Consider the following 18,003-nt stretch of genomic DNA (forward strand, 5'->3'; position numbering starts at 1 on the left):
CACCGAGTGGATCACACGCGTGCCGGCTCGACCGGGTGTGCGGCGGCGGGCTCGGGGGTCCGCTGCCGGCGGTCGACCGCGATCAGCATGACGCCGGCGATGATGCTGAGCACGCCGAACAGTTGCGCTTCGGTGAGGCCGAGCAGGACGCGGTCGTTGACCCGGACGATCTCGACCAGCAGTCGCGCGGCCCCGCTGAGGGCGAGGTAGCCGCCGAACACTGACAGCGGCAGCCAGCGGCGGGCGAGCAGCCAGAGCACGGCGGCGATCGCGAACGCGCCGGCAGCCTCGTACAACTGGGCGGGGTGAACCGGGACGGTCACGGGCACGACGCCGTTCGGGAAGGCCATCCCCCAGGGCAGGTCGGTCGGCGTGCCGTAGGTGCCATCGCCCGCCAGGAAGCAGCCGATCCTGCCGATCCCGTACGCCACCGACAGGGGGATCGCGGTCGCGCCGGCCACGGTGGCCAGCGGCAGCCGGTAGCGGCGGGTCAGGACGACGACGGTGAGGATGCCGCCGATCAGTCCGCCGTACCAGACGAACCCGGAGCTACCGAGCAGGTGCCAGCTGAACTGGGCGCGGTTGTCGATCAGGAAGTACACCTTGGCGGCCACGAACCCCCACACCGCCGCCCACAGGACCAGCGAGTGCGCCTGGTCGACCGGGAAGCCGAGCTTGCGGAAGGCGCGGCCGAGCAGCCACGCGGCGACCAGCGCCGCGAGGGCCTTGCTCACCCCGTACGACTGGATCTGGATTCCGAACACTGAGAACAACACCGGCCACACGGGGAGACTCCTCCATCAAGCGACGCACCCGCGTGGCACGCCGGCTCCCACTGTCGCGGGCCGGGGTCAAGGGCCCCCTGAGCGGCAGCCAAGATCACGTCAAGAAGCCGATGAAACTGGGCGGGGGTGCCTGGCGAAAACCTCAAGATTCGGCCAAGAACCCCGATCCGGGGCTCGACGCCGCGAAACCCCGGTGGGTAGCGTCGATGCCCATCCTCACACCTGAGGCGAACAACCAAGGGAGGCATGATGGAACACACGAACCTGACCCGACGGGTGGCGTCCGGCTTGACTGCGGCCCTGTTGGCGACCGGCGCCCTGACCGGGGTGGCGGTGGCGGCCGCACCACCGGCGCAGGCGAGCGCACCGGCGGCGTCCGATCAGGCGGCCCGGTTCGAGGTCGACTTCCTGACCGGGATGATCGACCACCACCACATGGCGGTGATGATGGCCGAGATGTGCGTCGAGAAGGCGGTCCACGACGAGCTCGCTGCGACGTGTGAGTCGATCGTGGCCACCCAGTCGGCCGAGATCGCGACCATGCAGCAGTGGCTGGAGGACTGGTACGGCATCTCCCACGAGCCGGACATGACTGGGATGCAGTCGATGCACCGGTTCCACGACCTGGACGGCGAGGAGTTCGAGGTGGCGTTCCTGCGGTCGATGATCCGCCACCACTGGGGGGCGATCCGGGAGGCCGAGAAGTGCCTGGCGAACGCCGAGCACGACGAACTGCTGACCCTGTGCACCGACATCCGCGACGCCCAACTGGCCGAGATCGCGCAGATGCAGGACTGGCTGCAGGAGTGGTATGACCTGCCGGGCGGCCGACCGGTCGGCACGGCCTGATCGTCGCCCTGCCCCCCGCGGGCGGCCCGACGCGGCGTGACGCGGAAAGGGCGGGTGGGTCGCGCGTTCGCGACCCGCCCGCCCCTCTTCACACGCAGGACTGCTTCAGGTGCGCAGCAGCCGCCCGATGGCCCGGAGGGCCTGCTCCACCTGTTTTGTCTGCTCGTCGGCCAGGGTGGTGGCTGCCCCCCGCTGCAGGCAGTCGCGGAGGTGTTGGTCGACCAGCATCAGGGCTGCGGCTTCGAGGGCGTGGGTGACAGCAGCCACCTGGGTGAGGATCTCGATGCAGTCGGCGTCGCCGTCGACCATCCGGGCGATCCCGCGGACCTGTCCCTCGATGCGCCGCAGCCGGCCCAGCAGGGCACGTCGGGTCCGTGGGCCCGACGCGCTCCGCTGGGCTGCGGGTGTTGCAGCGCCCGGGTCAGTGGTGGCCGGCGCCGGAGGGTCCATGCGCGTAGCGGTGGGGGTCGGTGTCGAACGCGGCTGCGCAGTGGGTGGAGCAGAAGTGGATCGTGGTGCCGTCGTGGTCGCGGGTGGCGGCAGCGTCAGCGGGGTTGATCTTCATACCGCAGACCGGGTCGACGACCTTGGCGGTGGTGGTGTCCTTCTTCTTGCCGAACAGGCCGAACATGGTGGTTTCCTTTCGTTGGGTGTGGGGTGAGGCTTCGACGCTGCCGCCCACCTCGACGAGCGGGTCGACGCCGGCCACCTGGGTGGTGGCAGCCAGTGGACGGGGGGTGAACCGGCGGAGCCGGTTGGCGTTGGCGACCACCGACAGCGACGACAGTGCCATCGCGGCGGCGGCGATGATCGGGCTGAGGGTGATCCCGAACGCCGGATAGAGCACGCCGGCGGCGATCGGGATGCCCAGGATGTTGTACAGGAACGCGAACACCAGGTTCTGCTTGATGTTGCGCATGGTGGCCCGGGACAGGTCGACGGCGGTCACTATGCCCACCAGTGCCCCCGAGACCAACGTGATGTCGGAGGACTCGATCGCGACGTCGGTGCCGGTCCCGATCGCCGACCCGACGTCGGCCTGGGCGAGGGCGGGGGCGTCGTTGATGCCGTCGCCGACCATGCCGACCACCTTGCCGTCGGCCTGCAGGCGCCGGACCTCGGCGGCCTTGTGGTCGGGCATGACCTCGGCGACGACGCGGGTGATGCCGACCTGGCGGGCGATCGCGGCGGCGGTGTGCCGGTTGTCACCGGTCATCATCACGACCTCGATGCCGCGGGCCTGGAGGGCTGCGACCGCCGCCGGGGCGCCTTCCTTGAGGGTGTCGGCTACAGCAACGACGCCGGCGGGGTGTCCGTCGACCGCGACCAGCATCGCGGTCTTGCCTTCGGCGGCCAGCCGGTCGTGGGCGGCGAGCAGGACGGCCGCGTCCACCCCGAACGCGTCCAGCAGCCGACGGTTGCCGACCAGCACGCGCCGCCCGTCGACCCGCGCCATCACCCCTTGGCCGGTGACGGACTCGAACCCGTCGACCTCGGGCACAGCGAGCCCACGCTCGGTCGCCCCGGCCACGATCGCGGCCGCCAGCGGGTGCTCGGAGGCCCGCTCGACCCCGGCGACAGCGGCCAGGAGGCGGTCCTCACCCCCGTCGGTCACGGGGATGACGTCGGTGAGGGCCGGGACGCCGCGGGTCAGGGTGCCGGTCTTGTCGAGGATGATCGTCTGCAACTTGTGGGCGGTCTCGAGCGCCTCGGCGGAGCGGATCAGGATGCCGTGCGCGGCGCCCTTGCCGGTGCCGACGGTGATCGACATGGGCGTGGCGAGCCCTAGGGCGCAGGGGCAGGCGATGATCAGCACCGACACGGCGGCGACGAGCGCGAAGATGAACACCGGCGGCGGGCCGACCAGCACCCACGCGACGAAGGTCCACACCGCGATCACGATCACCGCGGGCACGAAGTAGCTGGACACCTGGTCGGCGAGCCGCTGGATGGGCGCCTTGGAGCCCTGGGCTTCGCGGACCAGCTTGATGATCTGGGCCAGCATCGTGTCGGCGCCGACCTTGGTGGCGCGGTAGCGCAGGGCGCCGGTGGTGTTGATGGTGGCGCCGATCACGGTGTCCCCGACGGACTTGGTCACCGGCATGGATTCGCCGGTCACCATCGACTCATCGATCGAGGAGGAGCCGCTGGTCACCTCGCCGTCGACCGGGAGCTTCTCCCCGGGCCGGATCAGCACGATGTCTCCGACCCGCACCTCATCAACGCCGACCTCGAGTTCGGCACCGTCGCGCTCAACCCGGGCGGTGCGGGGCTGCAGCCCGATCAGAGCTCGGATTGCCTCACCGGTGCCGGCCTTCGCTTTCGTCTCGAGCAGCCGCCCGAGCAGGATGAGGGTGATGATCACCCCGACGGCCTCGTAGTACACGTGCCGCAGCGCGTCGGGCAGCAGCCAGGGCAGGAACGTGACCACCAGGCTGTAGCCGAAGGCGGCAAACGTGCCCAAGGTGATCAGCGAGTTCATGTCGGCGGTCCGGTGCGACAGCGCCTTCCAGCCGGTCCGGTGGATCGGCCAGCCGGTATAGAACATCACCGGAGCGATCAACGCCAGCTGTAGCCACGGGTTCATCAGGAACTCGGGAACCCACATCGCCTGGAACAACTCCACCGCCATCACCGCGACCAGCACCGGCGCCGACAGCACCGCACCCACCAGCAGGCGGCGGGTCAAGTCGCGGATCTCGGCGGCACGCTCAGCCTCCTCCGCCTCCGCGTCGGGGGCGGTGCCGCCGGCCGCGGTCGTTCCGTCCACCGGCCGGGAGGCCTGCTCCACCACGGTGCCGCCGCCTTGGGTATCGGCCGGGGGGCTCCCGCTGACCCGGACCACCCCCGACACCATGTTCATCCCACACGCAAAGCGGTACTCCCCCGTTTCGGTGGGAAGGAACTCGACCGCCGTGGTTCGGAACGCCGGCAGCGCTGCGTTGACCTTGAAGTCGGGCATGACCACCCGCGAGGTGCACTCACCGCTCTCCTGCCGGTCGAACAGGAGCCTGACCGGTACGCCCGGGCGGACGCCCTCGATCACGTCCGGGCTGTAGCCACCGTCCACGGTGACCCGCACCACCTGGACGCCGTCCTCCAGGCTCACCTGTCCGGCCCGCTTCGGACCGAAGAAGAACCACCACAACAACCCGGTGACGACCACCGCGCCGCCGATGACGAGCCAACTCATCACAACCACCTCACCCTGTCCTGATACCCCCCAGGGGTACCGCTTCTGGTGTCAGGTTAGGTGGGTCTCGTGTCCGGATCGGCAGGATCGGATCAAGGTCGCGTCAAGATCCCGACGCAGCCTGCGCGGCCGGGGTGCCTGGTCGGCGGTGGTGCTCGTCGGGGAGCCGCAACCGCTTCAGCAGCAGGGCGTTGACAGCGACGATCAGGCTGGAACCGGACATCGACAGCGCAGCGATCTCTGGCCGTAGGGTCAGCCCGACGCCGGCAAACACGCCGGCCGCGATCGGCAGGGCGACCACGTTGTAACCGACCGCCCAGCCCAGGTTCTGCCGCATCTTCCGCAGCGTGCCACGGCCGATGGTCAGGGCGGTCGGCACGTCGAGGGGGTCCGACCGCATGAGGACCAGGTCGGCCGTCTCGATCGCCACATCGGTGCCCGCCCCGATCGCGACCCCCACGTCAGCCTGGGCCAGAGCAGGGGCGTCGTTGACACCATCACCGACCATCGCCACCACCCGCCCCTGACGTTGTAGATCGGCCACATGGGCGGCCTTGTCGCCGGGCAGCACGTCCGCGATCACCGTGTCGATCCCCAGCTGGGCGGCGATCCGCTGTGCGGTCGCCTGATTGTCCCCGGTCAGCATCACGACCTGCACTCCCTGGTCGTGCAACGCCGCGACCGCCCGGGCGGAGGTCTCGCGGGGGGCGTCCGCCAACCCGATTACCGCCACGATGCGGCCGTCCACCGCTCCGAACACGGCGGTCTGGCCCTGGGCGGCGACCCGCTCGCGGATCGGCCCCGCCGCCGACAGGTCGACACCGAGGGACTCCATGAGCCGCCGGTTTCCGACCGCAACGTCCAGTCCGTCGACGACGGCGGTGGCCCCGTGGCCGGGCACGTTGCGAAACTCGGCAGCCTTACGGGTCGCGACGCCGAGGGCGTCGGCATGGGTGACCACGGCGGCCGCGAGCGGGTGTTCGGATTCGCGCTCCACCGCCGCGACCAGGTCGAGGTGGGGGTCGCCCCCGACGGCGATGACCTGGGTCACCTCGGGTTCGCCGCGGGTGAGCGTGCCGGTCTTGTCCATCACCACCGTGTTGACCTTCGCGGAGGTCTCCAGGGCGGTGGCGTTCTTGAACAACACTCCTCGCTTGGCGCCCAGACCGGTGCCGACCATGATCGCGGTCGGCGTCGCCAGTCCGAGGGCGTCGGGGCAGGTGATGACCACCACCGTGATCGCGAACAGCATCGCCGTCTGGACCGACGCGCCGGCCAGCAGCCAGGCCCCGAACGTGAGCCCTCCTCCGATGATGGCCACCAGCACCAGCCAGAACGCCGCCCGGTCCGCGAGCCGCTGGCCGGGGGCCTTCGAGTTCTGCGCCTGCTGCACCAGCGCGACGATCTGCGCCAGGGCGCTGTCCGCGCCCACCTTGGTGGCCTCCACCCGCAGCGTCCCCGTGGTGTTGATCGACGCCCCCACCACCGCTGAACCGACCGTCTTGTCGACCGGCAAGGACTCCCCGGTCACCATCGACTCGTCCACCTCGGAACGGCCCTCCCGGACGACGCCGTCGACGGGCACCTTCGCGCCGGGACGGACCAGCACCAGGTCGCCGACCAGCACCTCGCTGGTGGGCACGTCGGCCTCGACCCCGTCACGAATCACCGTCGCCATCGGCGGCGCCAGGTCCAGCAACGCCCGGATGGCGTCGTTCGCGCCGCCGCGGGCCCGCATCTCGAACCAGTGCCCCAACAAGACGAACGTGGTCAGCACCGCGGCCGCCTCGAAGAACACCTCGCCACCACCGGTGAGCGTGACGTACAGGCTGTACAGCCACCCGGCGCCGATCGCGATCGCGACCAGCACCATCATGTCCAGCGTCCGGTTCCGCAGGGCGCGGAAAGCCCCGTCGAAGAAGATCCAGCCCGCGTAGAACACCACCGGCAGCGACAACACCAGGGCGAACACCTCGTCCCGCAACCCGAACGGCGCCGGCAGCCCGAAGCCGAGCATGTCGCGTCCCATCGGGGAGAACAACGTGATCGGCACCGACAGCACCGCCGCGACCAGGAACCGGTTGCGCATGTCGGCGACCATGGCGTCCATCGACATCCCCCCATGACCGCCATGACCCATCGCGTCATGCGGCGAGATCACCACCCCCGCGGCGTGGCTCGCCGCCTGGTCGTGCCCCCCATGACCGTGCGGCACCGTGGTTCCGGGGCCGCCGTGCCGCGCGTGGGCGTCCGGGGCTGCGTGCCCGCCGGGATGACCTGCCGGTTCGATGCGGGGAACGCACACGTGGGTGGGCTGTGACTCGCCGGCACAGTGGTAGCCACACTCGCGCACCCAGCCCTGAAGTTCGGCGACGTCGGTCCGCGTCGGGTCGAACGTGACGGTCGCCGTCTGCGAGATCGCGTTCGCGTCGACCGCCAGCACGCCTGGCCGGGTCAGGAGGGTCTGTTCGACGCCGTGGGCGGTGGTGGCCCAGTGCAGGCCACCCACGTGCAGCACGACCGACTCGGCGGTGGAGTTCAGGTTCATCACATTCTCCTGTCAGGGCGGACGGGCCATCGCCGAGCCACTCGGGGGATCGGGGTGGCTCGGCGATGGGGTTCGTGGGGGTGTCGGGGTCAATGCTTGTGGCCGCCAGCGGAGCCCTGGTTCATGAACAGCATCATCGCGCCCATCATCGCCATGCACAGCAGGGCGTAGCCGATGACGCCGCCGCCCGCCGCCCCGGTGGCGACGAGGAATCCGACGACAGCCAGCATCGGGGCGCACATCAGCAGGTGCATCCACCACCGGTGCCGCACGGGCTGGGCCGTAGGGGCCTGCTGCCCAACGGGCGGTGCCGGGGTGGTCGGCGCGAACGGGTCGGCGGCGAACCGGTCGTACGGGTCGCTGCCGGCCGGCGGGATGGCGCGATGGTCGGTGTGGTCGTGATTCATGGCAGGGACTCCTTGACGTCGGTCGGATCGTTACACCAACGAGGCTGGTCGACGAAGGTCGGGTCTGGTTGTGGGAACCGTCAAGGTCGCGTCAACGTTCCCGCTCAGCCGCGGTAGAGCAGGCCGATCATCATGCCCGCTTCGGCGTGATAGATGTTGTGGCAGTGGACCATCCAGTCACCGACGTTGTCGGCGTCCAGGTCGAGCGCCATCGACTGCATCGGCGCCAACAGCACCGTGTCCTTCCGCAGCCCCGACGGCAGCGCGAACGTGTGCCCGTGCAGATGCAGGGGGTGGGTCATCATCGTCATGTTCATCACGTTGAGCCGCAGCCGTTGCCCCTCACGCACGGTGAGCGGCTGGTTCTGCCCGAACGGGGCCCCGTTGATGCCCCACCGGTACGGGCTCATCGACCCCTCCAACGACATGTGCGCGGTGGCGTCCGGCGATCGTGAAGGCAGCCTCACCGACTCGTGGGGACGCAGGTCGGTGGCCAGCAGGATGCGCCCGGCCAGTTCGGCGGGCGACACGTCGGGGCCGGGGGCCTGACCCGAACCGGTCCTGACCAGGGCCAAGCCCTGGCCGCCCTCGGTCTTGCCGAACGGACGAGCCACCAGGGGGAACACGCCGTCGTCGAGGGTGACGAGGGCGTCGTAGCGCTCGCCCATGCCGAGGTAGAGGGCGTCGACCTCCCGCGGTTCCACGGGGAAGCCGTCGCCGTGGGTCACCGTCAGTCGGTGGCCGCCGAGCGCGACCGTGAAGATCGTGTCGGACGCCGCATTGATCAGCCGGATCCTGACGCGCTGGCCCGGCTTGGCCTCGAACGTGGCGGGTGCGGTGGGGACGCGTCCGTTGATCAGGAAGTAGGGGTAGGTGACGTCGCCGGCATCCCCCCACGGTTGCGGAGCGTTGCCGCCACCGTGACCGCCGTGGTCCATGCCACCCATCCCACCCATGCCGCCCATGCCGCCGCTGGGGGCAGGGCCGCCGTCGGCGATCAGCTTCGCGAGGACGTCGTCGGGGGTGCGGCCGGTGCCGTCGACCCAGTCGTCGAGGACGACCACCCACTCGGCGTCGTAGGCGCCCGCCTCGTTCGGGTCGTCGACGATCAGGGGGGCGTACAGGCCGCGGTCGAGCTGGACGCCGACGTGCGGGTGGAAGAAGTACGTGCCGGGATCCGGCGCGGTGAACTCGTAGGTGAACGACCCGCCGGCCGGGACCGGGTCCTGCGTCATGCCGGGCACCCCGTCCGCCTTGTTGTGCAGCCGGATCCCGTGCCAGTGGATGGTCGTGTCCGCGGGCAACTGGTTGTCAAGACGTATCCGGAGGAAGTCACCCGCGGTAGCCCTCACGAGCGGACCGGGCGCGGTGTCGCCGTAGGCCCAGGTAGGGACGGTGGGTCCGCCGAGGTCGAGGGTCACAGGCTTGGCGGTCAAGACCTGCTCGACGATCCGTTGCCCGGGTCTCGGGGTGGCCGGCGGGAGCGTCGGCATCGGGCCAGACGCGGAGGGGACGGGGCCGGCGGCCGGCGCGGAGGTGCAGCCCGTCAGGGCGGCGGCGCCGAGGCCGAGTCCGCCGAGCAGGAGCGTGCGTCGGGACATGCCAGTCATGGGTGCCTTTCGATGGGTGCTATTCGAGACGTTGAGGAGGAGTCGGTCCGGGCCGGCGGCTCGGCCGAAGCCCGAGGCTGCGAGCGCCCGGCGGTGGCGTCGTTCTCGGGTGCATCGCGGAATCGCGGCTCAGGCGTTTTTCCGCCCGCCAGGAACAGCGCGCGGATGCCCAACAGGACCACTGCCCAGAAGCCGGCCATGCCGATGAGCATGAGGACCCACATCTCCCAGCCCATAGCAATCCCCTCTCCTGGCCTCCTGCCACTGTGGCCGCCTGCTGTGGCGCCGCCGTATGGCGCAGGTTCAGGTTCGGTCAAGATCGGACCACCTGGTGATGTCGCCCAGCGAACCCTGCCAACGCCGGCTGGGCGAGGCTGCGACGGCCTTGTCGGCCGTCGACAAGCTCGTCGAGCCCACCCGCCTACCGATGCGGCCATCAACCAGCTGCACGGCGTTCACCTCACTCGTCCATGCAGGTCCCGCCTGACACCCCAGCCGCGCTCGGCACCCAATCGCAAATCGAAGGGGTCGCAATCCCGCCTCGAAGTCCCTCCCCGATAGGAGGCGCCGTACGGTTCCACGGCGCGGTCGAGAGAACGGCGTCCCTCCAGCGCTGGCTCGAACACCGGCTGGACACAGCGCCCGGCGCTGCCACATCGTCCGACCGGGACCTTCTCAAGATCGCATCAAGACCCGCGCGAGAGCCCGGCCCCGCCGACCGCCGGCGCGCCGGCCGCGGCCATACTGGCTGATATGAACAGAGAAGGTGCACTGCCGACCAAGGTGCTGGTCGTCGATGACGAACGCGCACTCGCCGCCGTCATCGCGTCCTACCTCACCCGCGCGGGCCACCAGGTCAGCCAGGCCCACACCGGCCCCGAGGCCCTCGACCAGGCCAGGGCCGAGGACCCCGACGTCATCGTGCTCGACCTCGGGCTGCCCGGCCTCGACGGCATCGAGGTGTGCCGCCAGATCCGCACCTTTTCCGACTGCTACATCCTGATCCTGACTGCTCGCGGCGACGAGGTCGACCGGCTCATCGGATTGTCCGTGGGGGCCGACGACTACCTCACCAAGCCCTTCAGCAACCGCGAACTCGTCGCCCGCGTCCAGACCGTGCTGCGGCGCCCCCGCCGCCCACCCGCCGCCGCCCCCGCGGTGGAGGATCAGCGCGTGTTCGGCGACCTGCGCATCGACGCCGCCGGCCACGAAGTGTGGATCGGCGACCACCCCGTCGCCCTCACCCGCACCGAGTTCGACATCCTCGACGTCCTGTCCGCCCAACCCCGCTTGGCGCTCAGCCGCCGCCAACTGATCGACGCCGTGTGGGACACCGCGTGGGTCGGCGACGAACACGTCGTGGACGTCCACGTCGCCAACCTCCGCAAGAAACTCGACGACGACCCCACCGAACCGCGCTACATCACCACCATCCGCGGCGTCGGCTACCGAATGGGACGAGGGTGACCCGCCTGCTTGAGGCGATCGCAGCGTGGCGGCTCGGCACCAGGCTGTTCGTCGCCCAGGCCATCGTCCTGTTCGCCATCGTGGCCAGCGCCGGCCTGACCGCCGCGATCATCGGGCCACCGCTGTTCCACGCCCACCTCCTGGACACGGGCCACCCGCCCGACTCTCCCGAGATCGTCCACATCGAACGCGCCTTCGCCGACGCCAGCATGATCTCCCTCACCGTCGGGCTGCTGGTCGCGCTCGCCGCCTCCCTCGGGATCTCGTGGTACCTGACCCGCCGCATCGGCCACCCCGTCGAGCTCCTGACCCAGGCGGCCGGCCGGCTCAGCCGTGGCGACTACGACGCCCGGGTCACCGTCACGGGCGGCGGCCCCGAGTTGAGCACCCTGGGCGACACGTTCAACACCATGGCCGACCGCCTCGGCGACGTCGAGAACACCCGCCGGCGCCTCCTGTCCGACCTGGCCCACGAAATGCGTACCCCCATCGCCACCCTCAACGCCCACCTCGAAGGGATCGCCGACGGTGTCCTCACCTGGGACGACAACACCCAAGCCGTCGTCGAGCAACAAGCCCAACGCCTCACTCGGCTCGCCCGCGACCTCGACGAGGTGTCCCGAGCCGAAGAAGGACGCATCGAACTCCAGACCAGCGTGCAACCGCTCACCGATCTGGTCGAGCCGGCGATCCGTCAGGCCAGGCACGCCTACGACACCAAAGGCGTCACCCTCACCGTCCGAGTCGACGACGTGCCGGTCCGAGCCGACCCCCAGCGCGTCGCCCAGATCCTCGGCAACCTGCTCACCAACGCCCTCCGACACACCCCCCAGGGGAGACGAGTCGACGTGACGTCAACCTCGACCCCGGACGCCGTGACCATCAGCGTCGCCGACACAGGCCAAGGCATGACCGCCGAACAACTCGCGCACATCTTCGAGCGCTTCTACCGCGGCGACGCCGCCAGGGAGGCCGACAAGGGCGGATCCGGCATCGGGCTCACCATCGCCAAAGCACTCGCCGAAGCCCACGGGGGCAGCCTCACCGCCACCAGCGACGGGGAGGGCACCGGCGCCACCCTGCGACTCACCCTCCCCAGGGAAACGCACCAATCGGGGCGGTGAGGGCAAGACCGTGACACCCGCTCCTCCGCTGTGGACGCTGACCGGACAGCCGCTCATTGCGCCGGCGTCACGCCCTCGTCCGGGTGGCCTGCGAGCTGACGCCAAGCCGTCCGCGTCGTCCAGGAGACAGTAGGCAGAACGTCCGCTTCCATATGACACCCGGCACGACTCCGGGCCGAGGTCCACAGGTCGGTCATCAGGTATTTCCGTCAGCAGTCAGCCTGATCAAGCGGCGCATGCGGCTCGCATGAGGGCCACGGCGACGGCGACGGCGCCGTTGACGGCGGACGCGACCACCGAATGCCAGCCCGACGCCCACGTTCTCCAACTGGAGCGGGTTGAGGAAAGCACCACCGAGGTCCACAGGATGAACGCCACAGCGACCAATATCATGATGCCTTCGATCACGGCGGAGGTGCTCGGCCCCGTCGCCGAGAGGCCGGTCCAGCGCACAAATCGCCGACGCGCGCTCCGGTCAGTGGCAAGACCCACGCCAACTATCTGTCGGCGTTCCTCAGCTCCCTCCATGCAGCCACCGATCGCACCTCACAGAGCTGGTCAACTGGCGGCCTCCAAGCCCTCCACTCGCGCCCCCACCAGCAGATCGGCCTCGCTGACCACGCGTTCGGGTTGCGGCCCGTGCACGGAATCGCCCTCCACGATCACCACGCGGGCTGGTGCACGGGACGTCGCCGAGCATCGCGCGTCGCCTCGGCCGCCTGCACCGGGAGCCCGTTCCCCTACTCCAACTCCTTGATGTAGGCCTTCATCTCCTCGATTTCCTTGCGCTGCGCCTCAATGATCGAGTCCGCCAACTCACGGACCCGCGGATCCTCGAGGTGGGCGCGCTCGCTGGTGAGGATCGCGATCGAGTGGTGCGGGATCATCGCCCGCATCCACGCGACGTCGCCGACGGTGGCCTGGGTGCGGACCAGGGCAAGGCCCGCACCGAACACCACGACAGCTCCCACCACGATCACCGCGTTCACCATCCGGTTGCGGTACATCCCCAGCATGAAGGTCAACATGACGACAGTCATGGTCGCCGCGGACATCATCGTCATGAAGAACCGCGTCCAACTCCAGAAGACGTGGTCGATCGAGTAAGTGTTCAGGTACATGACGATGTACATCACCACTGAAGAGGTCAAGATCATCAGACCGAAACGCACGTAAGTACCCAGGCCGGGGTCACTGGCCTTCCCCGAACGATCGTGTGAAGTGTGGCCTGTCCCCTGATGCGACGCCCGCTCTGAGGATCGATCGTCTTCGCTACTCATGGCATCTCCTTCGGATCACTAGGGTCTGTCAGATAAACGGTGTGTGAGGCCCGGCGGTTTCTAGTGAGTGGCTCTCTCGAACCTGCCTGCGAAGGTGATCGCGAAGGCGTTCAGGGCGGGCTTCCACCTGACGACCCAGCGTGCCTTTCCGTGGCCGGTGGGGTCAAGCGATCGGGTGGTCAGGTACACCCCGTTGGACACCGAACAGCTGCGCGCGAGAGGGCCGGCAGCCTGTCTACCCACCCAGCAGACACCCGCCACCCCCGTGGTTACCCCTCTAGAAAATCTCAAGTAGTTCTCCTACCGGCGGACGCCGCGGCGCCGGTCCGGGCTCGTGTCCCAGGGGACTCGAAACCGAACCTCACTGAGTCGCGCGCATCCGGCGCACGTCGTCACTGCCGTCACCGAAGGTCAACCAGCGGTCGGTCTCAACGAAGGCTGTCTGGCGGATGAGGATGCCAGGCTCTCCGTTCCGGGGAGGTTCCCACGGTGTTGGGGCAAGGGCGCGAAGCGGCGAAGCGAACCCTTGCCCCAACACGATGGTTCCGTGGTTGGCTGGCTGGGACCGGAAAAGGGCGGTCCGGGCAGGGTCTGGTGGACGCCTGACCAACCGCGCGGGGCACTACCTGGGGCGTGGTTGCAGCCAGCCTGCACAGGAAGGGCATGAGCACTAATCATGAAGGTCAGCCCGACTCAAGGAACGAGCGCAGCTGGTGGGTGACTGTCGGTGTCTGGGGGTGGCGTGCCGCGGGGTGGCTGGCGGGCTACGCGGCGTCACGGCTGCTGGACGCGTGGTGGCCGTGAGCCGCTGAGAGGCGCCGTGGCTCCTGGGGGGGACGTCGACCGCGGCCACCGCGGGCGTCACCTGGGACGCCCAGGTGGCGGCGCGACCAGCGGCCACCGAGGAGCGCGCCTCGGCGGTGCTCACGACCACGCCAACGCACCGGTTATCGGCGTCGATCAGGAGGAGGGGCCAGCGAACAGCAGGGCGTCCGCGTCGGCGCGACGCGCCGACGCGCCGGAGGTCCTCTCGACCCGCTCGAGGTCGTCGAGGCACACCCCGAGCTCGGGACGGTTCATCGCAACGCCTGAGACCTTCTCCGCGTACACGCGAACCGCACCGGCGTTCCGCAGTAGGTCCACCTGGGCGTCGAGGTCCTGGTCCTGCGTCGAAACGCGGGCGTATCCATAGATCATGACGAGCCGGCTCCTTCGCGTGGGTGCTCTAACTTCCGATGTGAACCTCACGGCCCGTGCGGGAGCGTTGAGTGAGACACGCCGCACGCGGGAGCGGGTTCTCTGGCGCGACTTCTCGCGAACCCATCGTCTGATGAGGGCGAAGCCCACCTACACCCATCTTCCTTGGGGTCGTACGGTGGAGTCCATGAGATCGGACTCCACCGAGCTGGGGCATTGGAAGCTTGATGCCCTGCACGACGGCACTCAGATGATCCCGCCACTGGCGGAGGCTAGAGCCGAGCTTCAGTTCGCCTTAGACGGCAAGCTATTCTGTCACGACAGTGTGAACACCGCGTACGGTCGATACTCACTGGGCGAAGACGGAACGATGCACATGACACTCCTGGGGGAGACGCTCGGCGGCCCGCCCAAGTGGGCCCAGAACCAAGACAATCTTCTGCGGGCGGCCCTTACGAGCGCAAGCCGGCTGCTCGTCAGAGGGAACTCCCTGGCCTTACTCGACTCGCAGGGGTCGGCACTAGCGATTTTCCTTCGTGCGGCGTCACATTAGCCCATTGAGTACGACCCAAGCGATAGCGTCTGCGCCATGAACGTGCGCTTCACTGCCGTTGCCGTTGCCGTTGCCGTGGCCCTGGTGCTGGCCGGTTGCTCTGCTGCCCCGGCGGTCCCCACGGAGCCCGTCACGGTCACCGACCCGACCGGTGATGCCGTGTCCGGGCCGGACCTCACCCAGGTGAGCGTGCAGGTGCTTAAGAGCGGCGACCTGGAGGCCACTTGGACGCTCGCGGGGCCGGTTCCCGCCACGGGCCTGGTGGGCCTCTACCTGGCAGTCGCGAGTCCTGATGGGCAGCACTCGGGCCAGGTAGGAGTGAAGCTCAACAACGGCCAGACCATGGCGCAGTTCGTGTTCCTCGACGGCACCAACCACGAACAGCCGCTGCCTGTCACGAAGGTGGAGGGCAACCGCGTCACGACCGTGATCAGCGGGGCGCCGTTGAAGCCGCTGGGTAAGACGATGCAGTGGAACGCCACCGTCACCGCCGACGGCATGGACAGCGACACCGCACCCGACCCAGGGCCTAACGCGCGGGCCACCATCACACTGCGCTGATGCCTCCCGCCGAGGAACCTGCACCCCTGGCGGTGGATCGCTGACCGCGTCCTAACCGGAGCAGCGCTCCTGTTCTTGGCCGACTATGCGGTCCCGATCATCTGGCCCGAGCTGCCGCGCCCCGTGGTCACTGCCCTGCGACGTTTCCGGTGACTGGGATGTCCTGTTCGTTCAGGGCTGTCGCGGGTGGGTGTAGCCGTTGCGGCCCTTCCCGCTGGCGGGCGGGTCGGCCAGGGTGCCGCCGTCGCGGTTGCGGGCGCGCTCGATCTGGTAGCGGACGGCTTCCACGACGACGCCGCCGTATTCGTGTTCTGGACCCGCACCAACCGGTCCCGCCACCCGGCCGGCAGGACCGCCGTGTCGAGGTCGACGCCATCGATGCTGAACCCGTGCTGCTCCTCAAACGGTGACCACTCCCCAGCGACCGCCTCGATCAGGTCCGCCAACTCGGCGGTCACCGTGTTGTTGTCGGAGATGGGCAGCACGTCGACCTCCACCGACATGGTCGCCTCGACCGGTAGTTCGTCCTCGCCGAAGCTGCCCAAGATCGCCTGGGACCCCACGATGATCACCGCCGGATGCCCGATGATCTGGCACGCCGTCCGGATCGCATGCTCCAACTGGTCGCGTCTCATCGGCCGACCACCGCCAGCACCTTCGCCCGCTCCGACTGCGGCAACAATCCACCCAACGGCGACACCTCCCGCATCTGCACCGAGTCGGTGTCTAGGCCGGTCATCACACGGCGCAGCCCGGGAACGTCGCGCTGCTCCACCAACACCTCCCACCGGCCCAGGTTCGACACATGAGGTTCACCCTGAACGCGGTGCCGCAACCGCTCCACGTTCCGCCGGATCGTCGGCACCCAGTCGTCCAACACGCCGGTGTCCAGATGAGTGGCCAACTGGCGGTGCAGGCGCCAACTCCGCAGGTGCGACCGGTCCAACTCCACCCGGACCGGGCGACGCACCACCTCAAGCCGATACCCCAAGCACGACAGCAGCCGATCCAGCATCTCGTCGCTCATCTCGATCCGGCCCGACAAGAACTGACTGATACTCGGCTGCCGCACCCCACTCATCCGCGACAACTCCGACTGAGACACCTTGCTCTCAGTCATCACCTCGCGCAGGACCTCCCGACCACCCATGCCCGGACTAGGGACTGTCGGAGTAACGGTGTGTGGGGGTCCGGCCTGATCCGAAAGGAGATGGCCGTGACTGACACGACCGAGATGACCGAGATGATCGACCCCGTGACGGGAGAGATCATCGATCAGAAGCAGCTCGCCGAGCAGCTGCTCGCCCAGGCCAAGGCTCAGGGAATGTCCCTGGTCGGCCCGGGCGGGTTGTTGTCGGGGCTGACCAAGCAGGTCCTGGAGACCGCGCTGGAGGCGGAACTGACCGAGCACCTGGGCCACGAGCACGGCGCAGCGCCGCTGGGCACGAACATGCGCAACGGCACCCGGTCGAAGACGGTGTTGACCGAGATCGGGCCGGTCGAGATCGAGGTGCCCAGGGACCGGGACGGCTCGTTCACGCCGGTGATCGTGCCGAAGCGGAAACGGCGCCTGGACGGGATCGACCAGATCGTGTTGTCGCTGTCGGCCCGCGGCCTGACGACCGGTGAGATCGCCGCCCATTTCGAGGAGGTGTATGGGGCGAAGGTGTCCAAGGACACCATCAGCCGGATCACCGAGAAGGTCGCCGGCGAGCTCGCTGAATGGTCCAGCCGGCCACTGGACCCGCTCTATCCGGTGATCTTCGTCGACGCGATCGTGGTCAAGGTCCGCGACGGCCAGGTCCGCAACACCCCGTTCTACGTGGTGATGGGCGTCACCACCAACGGCGAACGAGACATCCTGGGGATCTGGGCCGGCGACGGCGCCGAGGGCGCCAGGTTCTGGCTGCAGGTGTTCTCCGAGCTGAAGAACCGCGGCGTCGACGACGTGCTGATCGCCGTGTGCGACGGGCTGAAGGGACTGCCGGAGGCGATCACCACCACCTGGGACCGCACCGTCGTCCAGCAGTGCATCGTCCACCTCATCAGAAACTCGTTCCGCTATGCCGGCCGGCAACACCGCGACGCCATCGTCAAGGCCCTCAAGCCGGTGTACACCGCCCCGTCGGAGGCCGCGGCCAGGGATCGGTTCGCCGAGTTCGCCCACGATTGGGGCGGGCGCTATCCGGCGATCGTCAGGTTGTGGGAGAACGCGTGGGCCGAGTTCGTGCCGTTTCTGGAGTACGACGTGGAGATCCGACGCGTGATCTGTACGACGAACGCGATCGAGAGCATCAACGCCCGTTACCGCCGGGCGGTGAACGCCCGCGGCCACTTCCCCAACGAGGCCGCCGCGATGAAGTGCCTGTACCTGACCACCCGATCGCTTGACCCCACCGGCCACGGAAAGGCACGCTGGGTCGTCAGGT

At 69.0% G+C, this 18,003-nt stretch carries 17 protein-coding genes; 6 read left to right on the plus strand and 11 right to left on the minus strand.

Translation table 11 applies throughout. The annotated features are described in order from the left end of the window. Positions 1-11: 11 nt before the first annotated feature. Complete coding sequence (locus tag AC5YDA_RS13600; RefSeq protein ID WP_496193132.1) at positions 12-785, minus strand: prolipoprotein diacylglyceryl transferase; 774 nt, start codon at positions 783-785, stop codon at positions 12-14. Positions 786-1,034: 249 nt separating this feature from the next. On the opposite strand from AC5YDA_RS13600, the gene AC5YDA_RS13605 reads away from it, so the two are divergent. After that, positions 1,035-1,634 (plus strand): DUF305 domain-containing protein, encoded by a 600-nt coding sequence (locus AC5YDA_RS13605; protein WP_496193133.1) that lies wholly within the window; start codon positions 1,035-1,037, stop codon positions 1,632-1,634. Between the two features lie 105 nt (positions 1,635-1,739). Here the strand turns inward: AC5YDA_RS13605 and AC5YDA_RS13610 are convergent, their stop codons facing one another. The 5 genes from AC5YDA_RS13610 to AC5YDA_RS13630 all read right to left on the minus strand — a co-directional run bounded on the left by AC5YDA_RS13610 (position 1,740) and on the right by AC5YDA_RS13630 (position 9,392). Continuing rightward, positions 1,740-2,084 (minus strand): metal-sensitive transcriptional regulator, encoded by a 345-nt coding sequence (locus AC5YDA_RS13610; protein WP_496193134.1) that lies wholly within the window; start codon positions 2,082-2,084, stop codon positions 1,740-1,742. Then, the gene (locus AC5YDA_RS13615; protein WP_496193135.1) at positions 2,056-4,827 is read right to left on the minus strand and encodes a heavy metal translocating P-type ATPase; all 2,772 of its coding nucleotides are present in this window, start codon (positions 4,825-4,827) and stop codon (positions 2,056-2,058) included. Before AC5YDA_RS13615 ends, AC5YDA_RS13610 begins: the two co-directional genes overlap by 29 nt. 103 nt (positions 4,828-4,930) lie before the next feature. Next, positions 4,931-7,375 carry a heavy metal translocating P-type ATPase gene (locus tag AC5YDA_RS13620; RefSeq protein ID WP_232547449.1) on the minus strand — a complete coding sequence of 815 codons (2,445 nt, stop codon included), beginning with the start codon at positions 7,373-7,375 and terminating at the stop codon, positions 4,931-4,933. 89 nt (positions 7,376-7,464) lie between these two features. After that, positions 7,465-7,782 carry a hypothetical protein gene (locus AC5YDA_RS13625; protein ID WP_129459416.1) on the minus strand — a complete coding sequence of 106 codons (318 nt, stop codon included), beginning with the start codon at positions 7,780-7,782 and terminating at the stop codon, positions 7,465-7,467. A 104-nt stretch (positions 7,783-7,886) separates the two neighbouring features. Further along, the gene (locus tag AC5YDA_RS13630) at positions 7,887-9,392 is read right to left on the minus strand and encodes a multicopper oxidase family protein (protein WP_496193136.1); all 1,506 of its coding nucleotides are present in this window, start codon (positions 9,390-9,392) and stop codon (positions 7,887-7,889) included. Positions 9,393-10,145: 753 nt separating this feature from the next. Between AC5YDA_RS13630 and AC5YDA_RS13635 the strand changes: the two genes are divergently transcribed. Next, positions 10,146-10,859 carry a response regulator transcription factor gene (locus AC5YDA_RS13635; RefSeq protein ID WP_324523418.1) on the plus strand — a complete coding sequence of 238 codons (714 nt, stop codon included), beginning with the start codon at positions 10,146-10,148 and terminating at the stop codon, positions 10,857-10,859. Beyond that, positions 10,856-11,983: a sensor histidine kinase gene (locus AC5YDA_RS13640; protein ID WP_324523417.1), complete on the plus strand. Its 1,128-nt coding sequence runs from the start codon at positions 10,856-10,858 to the stop codon at positions 11,981-11,983. Before AC5YDA_RS13635 ends, AC5YDA_RS13640 begins: the two co-directional genes overlap by 4 nt. Positions 11,984-12,208: 225 nt before the next feature. On the opposite strand, the gene AC5YDA_RS13645 is transcribed toward AC5YDA_RS13640, so the two are convergent. The 3 genes from AC5YDA_RS13645 to AC5YDA_RS13655 form a co-directional block, all read right to left on the minus strand. Beyond that, on the minus strand, positions 12,209-12,391 hold the full coding sequence (locus tag AC5YDA_RS13645; protein ID WP_496193137.1) for a hypothetical protein: 183 nt from the start codon (positions 12,389-12,391) through the stop codon (positions 12,209-12,211). A gap of 332 nt (positions 12,392-12,723) precedes the next feature. After that, the gene (locus tag AC5YDA_RS13650; RefSeq protein WP_342372587.1) at positions 12,724-13,140 is read right to left on the minus strand and encodes a DUF305 domain-containing protein; all 417 of its coding nucleotides are present in this window, start codon (positions 13,138-13,140) and stop codon (positions 12,724-12,726) included. Positions 13,141-14,223: 1,083 nt separating this feature from the next. After that, positions 14,224-14,460: a recombinase family protein gene (locus tag AC5YDA_RS13655; protein WP_131170230.1), complete on the minus strand. Its 237-nt coding sequence runs from the start codon at positions 14,458-14,460 to the stop codon at positions 14,224-14,226. Between the two features lie 187 nt (positions 14,461-14,647). On the opposite strand from AC5YDA_RS13655, the gene AC5YDA_RS13660 reads away from it, so the two are divergent. Both AC5YDA_RS13660 and AC5YDA_RS13665 read left to right on the plus strand, forming a co-directional pair. Further along, the gene (locus AC5YDA_RS13660; protein WP_165490206.1) at positions 14,648-15,013 is read left to right on the plus strand and encodes an META domain-containing protein; all 366 of its coding nucleotides are present in this window, start codon (positions 14,648-14,650) and stop codon (positions 15,011-15,013) included. 36 nt (positions 15,014-15,049) lie between these two features. Further along, positions 15,050-15,574, plus strand: a complete 525-nt coding sequence (locus tag AC5YDA_RS13665) for a hypothetical protein (protein ID WP_496193138.1) — start codon at positions 15,050-15,052, stop codon at positions 15,572-15,574. Between the two features lie 83 nt (positions 15,575-15,657). Here AC5YDA_RS13665 and AC5YDA_RS13670 read toward each other — a convergent pair whose 3' ends face one another. Then, positions 15,658-16,209: a DUF6036 family nucleotidyltransferase gene (locus AC5YDA_RS13670; RefSeq protein ID WP_496193139.1), complete on the minus strand. Its 552-nt coding sequence runs from the start codon at positions 16,207-16,209 to the stop codon at positions 15,658-15,660. After that, on the minus strand, positions 16,206-16,694 hold the full coding sequence (locus tag AC5YDA_RS13675; protein ID WP_188334695.1) for a helix-turn-helix domain-containing protein: 489 nt from the start codon (positions 16,692-16,694) through the stop codon (positions 16,206-16,208). Before AC5YDA_RS13675 ends, AC5YDA_RS13670 begins: the two co-directional genes overlap by 4 nt. A 114-nt stretch (positions 16,695-16,808) precedes the next feature. On the opposite strand from AC5YDA_RS13675, the gene AC5YDA_RS13680 reads away from it, so the two are divergent. Next, positions 16,809-18,003, plus strand: a 1,195-nt coding sequence (locus AC5YDA_RS13680) for an IS256 family transposase (RefSeq protein WP_496193017.1), incomplete at its 3' end; no start/stop codon positions are given.

Source organism: Propioniciclava sp. LT294 (assembly GCF_059516005.1).

Coding starts and splice junctions, on each gene's coding strand:
- AC5YDA_RS13605 (WP_496193133.1), top strand. CDS start 1,035: ATGGAACACACGAACCTGACCCGACGGGTGGCGTCCGGCTTGACTGCG.
- AC5YDA_RS13610 (WP_496193134.1), bottom strand. CDS start 2,084: ATGGACCCTCCGGCGCCGGCCACCACTGACCCGGGCGCTGCAACACCC.
- AC5YDA_RS13615 (WP_496193135.1), bottom strand. CDS start 4,827: ATGAGTTGGCTCGTCATCGGCGGCGCGGTGGTCGTCACCGGGTTGTTG.
- AC5YDA_RS13620 (WP_232547449.1), bottom strand. CDS start 7,375: ATGAACCTGAACTCCACCGCCGAGTCGGTCGTGCTGCACGTGGGTGGC.
- AC5YDA_RS13625 (WP_129459416.1), bottom strand. CDS start 7,782: ATGAATCACGACCACACCGACCATCGCGCCATCCCGCCGGCCGGCAGC.
- AC5YDA_RS13630 (WP_496193136.1), bottom strand. CDS start 9,392: ATGACTGGCATGTCCCGACGCACGCTCCTGCTCGGCGGACTCGGCCTC.
- AC5YDA_RS13635 (WP_324523418.1), top strand. CDS start 10,146: ATGAACAGAGAAGGTGCACTGCCGACCAAGGTGCTGGTCGTCGATGAC.
- AC5YDA_RS13650 (WP_342372587.1), bottom strand. CDS start 13,140: ATGATCTTGACCTCTTCAGTGGTGATGTACATCGTCATGTACCTGAAC.
- AC5YDA_RS13655 (WP_131170230.1), bottom strand. CDS start 14,460: ATGATCTATGGATACGCCCGCGTTTCGACGCAGGACCAGGACCTCGAC.
- AC5YDA_RS13660 (WP_165490206.1), top strand. CDS start 14,648: ATGAGATCGGACTCCACCGAGCTGGGGCATTGGAAGCTTGATGCCCTG.
- AC5YDA_RS13665 (WP_496193138.1), top strand. CDS start 15,050: ATGAACGTGCGCTTCACTGCCGTTGCCGTTGCCGTTGCCGTGGCCCTG.
- AC5YDA_RS13670 (WP_496193139.1), bottom strand. CDS start 16,209: ATGAGACGCGACCAGTTGGAGCATGCGATCCGGACGGCGTGCCAGATC.
- AC5YDA_RS13675 (WP_188334695.1), bottom strand. CDS start 16,694: ATGACTGAGAGCAAGGTGTCTCAGTCGGAGTTGTCGCGGATGAGTGGG.